The 5,022-nt window shown below is 41.1% G+C and carries 5 protein-coding genes; all 5 read left to right on the top strand.

What is annotated here, in order from left to right:
* The coding region (locus I6F41_RS17800) for a four-carbon acid sugar kinase family protein (protein ID WP_197108902.1) at positions 1 to 648 on the top strand (648 nt) is incomplete at its 5' end.
* On the top strand, positions 645 to 1,277 hold the full coding sequence (otnC, locus tag I6F41_RS17795) for a 3-oxo-tetronate 4-phosphate decarboxylase (protein ID WP_182684573.1): 633 nt from the start codon (positions 645 to 647) through the stop codon (positions 1,275 to 1,277). The genes I6F41_RS17800 and otnC, both read left to right, overlap by 4 nt.
* Positions 1,277 to 2,053 (top strand): 2-oxo-tetronate isomerase, encoded by a 777-nt coding sequence (gene otnI / locus I6F41_RS17790; RefSeq protein ID WP_182684574.1) that lies wholly within the window; start codon positions 1,277 to 1,279, stop codon positions 2,051 to 2,053. Before otnC ends, otnI begins: the two co-directional genes overlap by 1 nt.
* 54 nt (positions 2,054 to 2,107) lie before the next feature.
* The gene (denD, locus tag I6F41_RS17785) at positions 2,108 to 3,055 is read left to right on the top strand and encodes a D-erythronate dehydrogenase (protein WP_182684575.1); all 948 of its coding nucleotides are present in this window, start codon (positions 2,108 to 2,110) and stop codon (positions 3,053 to 3,055) included.
* 37 nt (positions 3,056 to 3,092) lie between these two features.
* The gene (locus I6F41_RS17780) at positions 3,093 to 4,580 is read left to right on the top strand and encodes a GntP family permease (protein ID WP_182684576.1); all 1,488 of its coding nucleotides are present in this window, start codon (positions 3,093 to 3,095) and stop codon (positions 4,578 to 4,580) included.
* Positions 4,581 to 5,022 lie beyond the last annotated feature (442 nt).

Genomic DNA, 5,022 nt, shown 5'->3' with positions numbered 1-5,022 from the left:
CATTTAGCAACCCTAGGCAAAGCGGCTAAGTCGCTAAAGTTAATTACTGGCGGCTCTGGATTGGCAGCGGGCATTGCTAAAAACTGGCAGCAGCAACTACAAGATCAAGGCGAAGCCAAAAAAGCGGGCTACCCAACCAAAGCAGCCACCGTCATATTATCGGGTTCGTGCTCGTTAATGACCAATAAACAAGTTGCAGCTTATAAAACTAAAGCTCCTCACTTCGCGCTCGATATCGACCATTGCTTAAACTTAGATAATTATAGCAACCAAGTATTTGACTGGGTGATTAACAACTTGAATACCCCATTCGCCCCCTTAATTTATGCCACTGCGGATGTTAATGCATTACAAGCAACGCATAAAAAGTATGGTGCTGATATTTCCAGCCAAGCAGTTGAAAACCTCTTTAGTCAATTAACCATTAAACTTAAAGAATATGGTGTGCGCAATTTCATTGTTGCCGGTGGCGAAACATCTGGCGTTGTTACCCAAAGTTTGCAGCTTGATGGCTTTCATATCGGCCCTCAAATTAGCCCAGGTGTGCCATGGGTAAAGGGCATTAATAGCGATATTTCCTTGGCATTAAAATCTGGAAACTTTGGCGCTGAACCTTTCTTTACCCAAGCTCAGGAGTATTTTAAATGAATGAAGCACAATTAAGGCTGCAAGTAGTAGAGCTTGCGCGTTCAATGTTTGAACGTGGGTATGCCACAGGTGGTGCCGGTAATCTTTCGGTAAAGTTATCTAATGGCCATTTTTTAACAACCCCGACAGGATCTTCATTTGGTCGTTTGGTCGCCGAAGAGCTCTCTGTAGTTGATAAAGACGGAAAACACCTTACAGGTAAGCCCCCCTCTAAAGAGGTGTCTTTTCACTTAGCTATTTACGATAAAGACCCTAACTGCAATGCAATTGTACACCTACATTCAACGTACTTAACCGCGTTATCTTGCCTTGAAAACTTAGATCCTAACAATGCAATAAAGGCATTTACACCTTATTACGTAATGCGCGTTGGTGAGTTACCTGTGGTGCCTTATTACCGCCCGGGCGATCCGCAAATAGCTAAAGATTTAGCCCAGTTAGCAGGGAAATATCGGGCATTTTTACTTTCTAATCATGGCCCTATCATTACTGGTAGTGATTTTTTAGATGCCGTAGATAACGCAGAAGAATTAGAAGAAACCGCTAAGCTAGCATTTTTATTACAAGGTAAAGCAACACGTTACCTAACCGACTCAGAAGTAACTGATTTAAAAGGGAGAGGAAAATAATGGCTCAATTTGCAGCAAATCTAACTATGCTTTTTAGTGAAGTCGCATTCCTTGAACGCTTTGAACGCGCACACAAAGCAGGCTTTAAAGCCGTTGAATACCTTTTCCCGTATGCTTTTGAAGCACAAGTATTAGCAGATAAATTACAGCAATTTGGATTAGAGCAAGCTTTATTTAATATGCCAGCGGGCGATTGGGATGCTGGTGAGCGTGGCTTTGCAGCCATCCCCGGGCGTGAACAAGAGTTTAAGCAAAGTGTTGCAATCGCGCTCGACTACGCCGCCGCATTAAACTGTAAAAAAGTACATGCTATGGCTGGTATTGTAAACGCTCAATTTAGCCGTGAGCAGCATGTTGACACATTTATTAAAAACATTCGCTATGCCGCTGATGCGTTTGCAAAACATGATATTGAACTGATGATAGAGCCATTAAATAACCGAGATGTACCTCATTATTTTATTGCTCACCAACGAGAAGCTGCTGAGTTAATTAAATTAATTGACCGTCCAAATGTGAAGCTGCAACTAGATATTTATCATGCTGCAATAATGGATGGTGATCTGACCCACCTAATTAATGATCTCGCCTCGGTGACAGGGCATATTCAAATTGCCTCTGTACCAGCACGCCATGAGCCCTCTGAAGGGGAAATTAATTACCCACATATATTTAATGTACTAGACGAATCTGGTTATAAAGGCTGGATCGGCTGCGAATACAACCCTAAAAACAACACTGAAGATGGCCTTGAGTGGCTAAAGCCCCACTTATAAGCACTATTTATCAATAATAAATAACACAGTTAATAAACATACAAAGGTATTTACATGAATATTATTATCACCGGTGGTGCTGGTTTTTTAGGCTCAGAGCTACTAAATAACTTGCTACAACAGTTTCCTCAAATTGAAACAATTAAAGTAGTAGACCGTATTAAATTAGACAGCAATTTAATTACCAATAATAAAGTTCACTCTATCGTTGCTGATATTACCGTTAAAGAAGATATAGAAAAAATCATCGATGAACAAACTACTCACGTGTTCCATTTAGCTGCAATTGTTTCAAGCCATGCAGAGGAAGATTTTGAGTTAGGCATGCTGGTTAATTTAAAAGCCACACAAATTTTACTCGAGTGCTGTCGCCAAGCTAACCCTAATATTCGTCTTGTTTTTTCAAGCTCACTTGCTGTGTTTGGTGGGGAGCTTCCAGAACAAATTGATTACATGACGGCTATGCAACCTAGTTCTTCGTACGGTACACAAAAAGCGATTTGTGAGTTACTCGTCAACGATTACGCCAGAAAAGGCTTTGTTGATGCAGTTACGGTTCGTCTGCCTACTATTTGTATTCGCCCAGGCGTACCTAATAAAGCGGCCTCTTCTTTTGTCAGTGGCATGATACGCGAACCACTTAAACAGCAAGCGTCAAACTGTCCTGTTGATGTTGAGTTACCTTTATGGGTATCTAGTCCTAACAGCGTGATTAAAAATATTATTCATGCAAGTCAGCTCGACACAAAACTGTTAAAAGGCTTTCGCACTGTAAATTTACCTGGATTAAAAACATCACCAAAAGAAATGATCGAATGCTTAGTTAAAATAAAAGGCGAGCCCGTTTTAGAGCTCATTAGTTACGAAAAAGATGAAAATGTAGAACGTATTGTTTCTAGTTGGCCACAGTCAATGAATAACGAAAAAGAACTAGCAATAGGATTTGTTAAAGATAAAGACTTTAACTCTATTTTAAATGCTTACTTAGACACCCAAAAATAAAGTAAACCTATTACTTAATAACAAAGAGGTCTCACGTATGTTACCAATATCTGTAATCGGCTTAATAATAGCCGTATTTGTGTTAATATTTTTAGTATTAAGAACCAGAGTACACGTTTTCATTGCTATGCTTGCAGCTGCCTGTTTGGCTGGTTTAATTGGCGGTTTAAGTGTAAACGAAACTATGGCAGCCATAAGTGATGGCTTTGGTGGCACTTTAGGTGGCATCGGTATTGTTATCGGTTTAGGTGTAATGATGGGGGCTATTTTAGAAGCCTCTGGCGCTGGTGAATCAATAGCCTACAACTTTATTAAGTGGCTAGGTAAGAAAAAAGAAGAAACCGCACTGGCCGTAACTGGTTATATTGTAAGTATTCCTGTGTTTGTTGATAGTGCACTTATTATTCTTTACCCTATAGCTAAATCGTTAGCAAGAACGTCAAATCGCTCTATTTTAACCTTAACAGTATCGCTGGCGGGTGGCTTAGTTGTTGCCCACCACTGTATCCCACCAACACCTGGCCCTTTAGGTGTAGCGAGTATATTTGGTGTCGATTTAGCTTCAATGTTAGGTTTTGGACTTTTGATTGCCGCTCCTTGCGTATACGGTATTATTCTATACTCACGCTGGCTAGAAAAGCACTTCCCGGAGTTCATTGCTATCCCAACGGTAAGCCACACAGGTGATGCTGCTAAGCAAGTTCACAATGACTACATGGCAACAAAAGAAGCTAAAAACCTCCCTTCACTAACCAAGTCAATTATGCCTATTGTAGTGCCAATTGTATTAATTTTAGTGAAATCGCTTATGGGCCTTGCTGAAAAGCAATTTGGTATGGACGGGCTATCGGCCAGTACTTTTGGTGCTGTTTTTAACTTTCTTGGCCATCCTATCATCGCACTTTCAATAAGTACTTTATTAGCTGTCTATACATTAACGCCTCATTTGGATAAAGAAACAACAACAACTAAACTAGAAGAAGGCATTACGACTTGCGGTATTATTTTACTTGTAACCGGTGCCGGTGGCGCATTGGGCGCAGTATTACGCGCATCAGGTGCAGGTGCTGAAATTGCCAACCAAATTATTGAGTTATCAATATCACCAATAATGATCCCATTTATTATTGCTACGTTGGTGCGAATTATTCAAGGCAGTGGTACCGTTTCAATGATTACTGCAGCGTCAATATCTGCGCCAGTACTGCTCGAAATGGATGGAGTAAATATGTTATTCGCAGCATCAGCAGCAACTATGGGTAGTTTATTTGCGGGCTACTTTAACGATAGCTTATTTCACATTGTTAACCGCTTAATGGGCGTCACTGAAGTTAAAAAGCAACTTGTTATTTGGACAGTGCCAACGACTATTGCTTGGGCTATAGGTGGATCACTTATCATGATTTTGAATCTGTTCTTTGGTAGCCATGGTAGTATTTATGACCCGCTATTCCCTTTATTAGTTTTAGCTGGCTGTTTGCTCTTTGTTAAAAGTCAAAGTAAGCAGCATTTACAAGTAGCTTAATTTCTACTGTTTTTTGCAAAATTAACAAGGCCTCTTTATCAAGAGGCCTTGTTAATTAGATAACCTTATTACCACGCCATTCCAAGTGACAGTTTACGTCCATTGTTACTTCTAGAGCCATAAAAAGTAAGATTGATACCAGCTCTAATAATTCATCCCTGAAGCAGTACCCATCACTCATCCATGAACTCACTTCGAGTCACTGCGAAACTGCGTTTCGGTTCACTCTCACCCAGCGGCCGGACCTTAACTTATAACAGCGGCACTCCCGCGTGCCGCTCGAGTCCGGCGGGTTGTGTCCGATTGCACTTTTCGTAGGCATAAAAAAACCCCGACCAATTTGATCGGGGCTATAAAAAGTGGTACCAGCGGCCGGACCTTAACTTATAACAGCGGCACTCCCGCGTGCCGCTCGAGTCCGGCGGGTTGTGTCCGATTGCAC

The organism is Pseudoalteromonas sp. SCQQ13, from assembly GCF_015864415.1.
Taxonomy (GTDB): Bacteria; Pseudomonadota; Gammaproteobacteria; order Enterobacterales; family Alteromonadaceae; genus Pseudoalteromonas; species Pseudoalteromonas nigrifaciens.
Note: the sequence above shows the minus strand (reverse complement) of the source record. Positions and strands in the feature narration are given on the sequence as shown.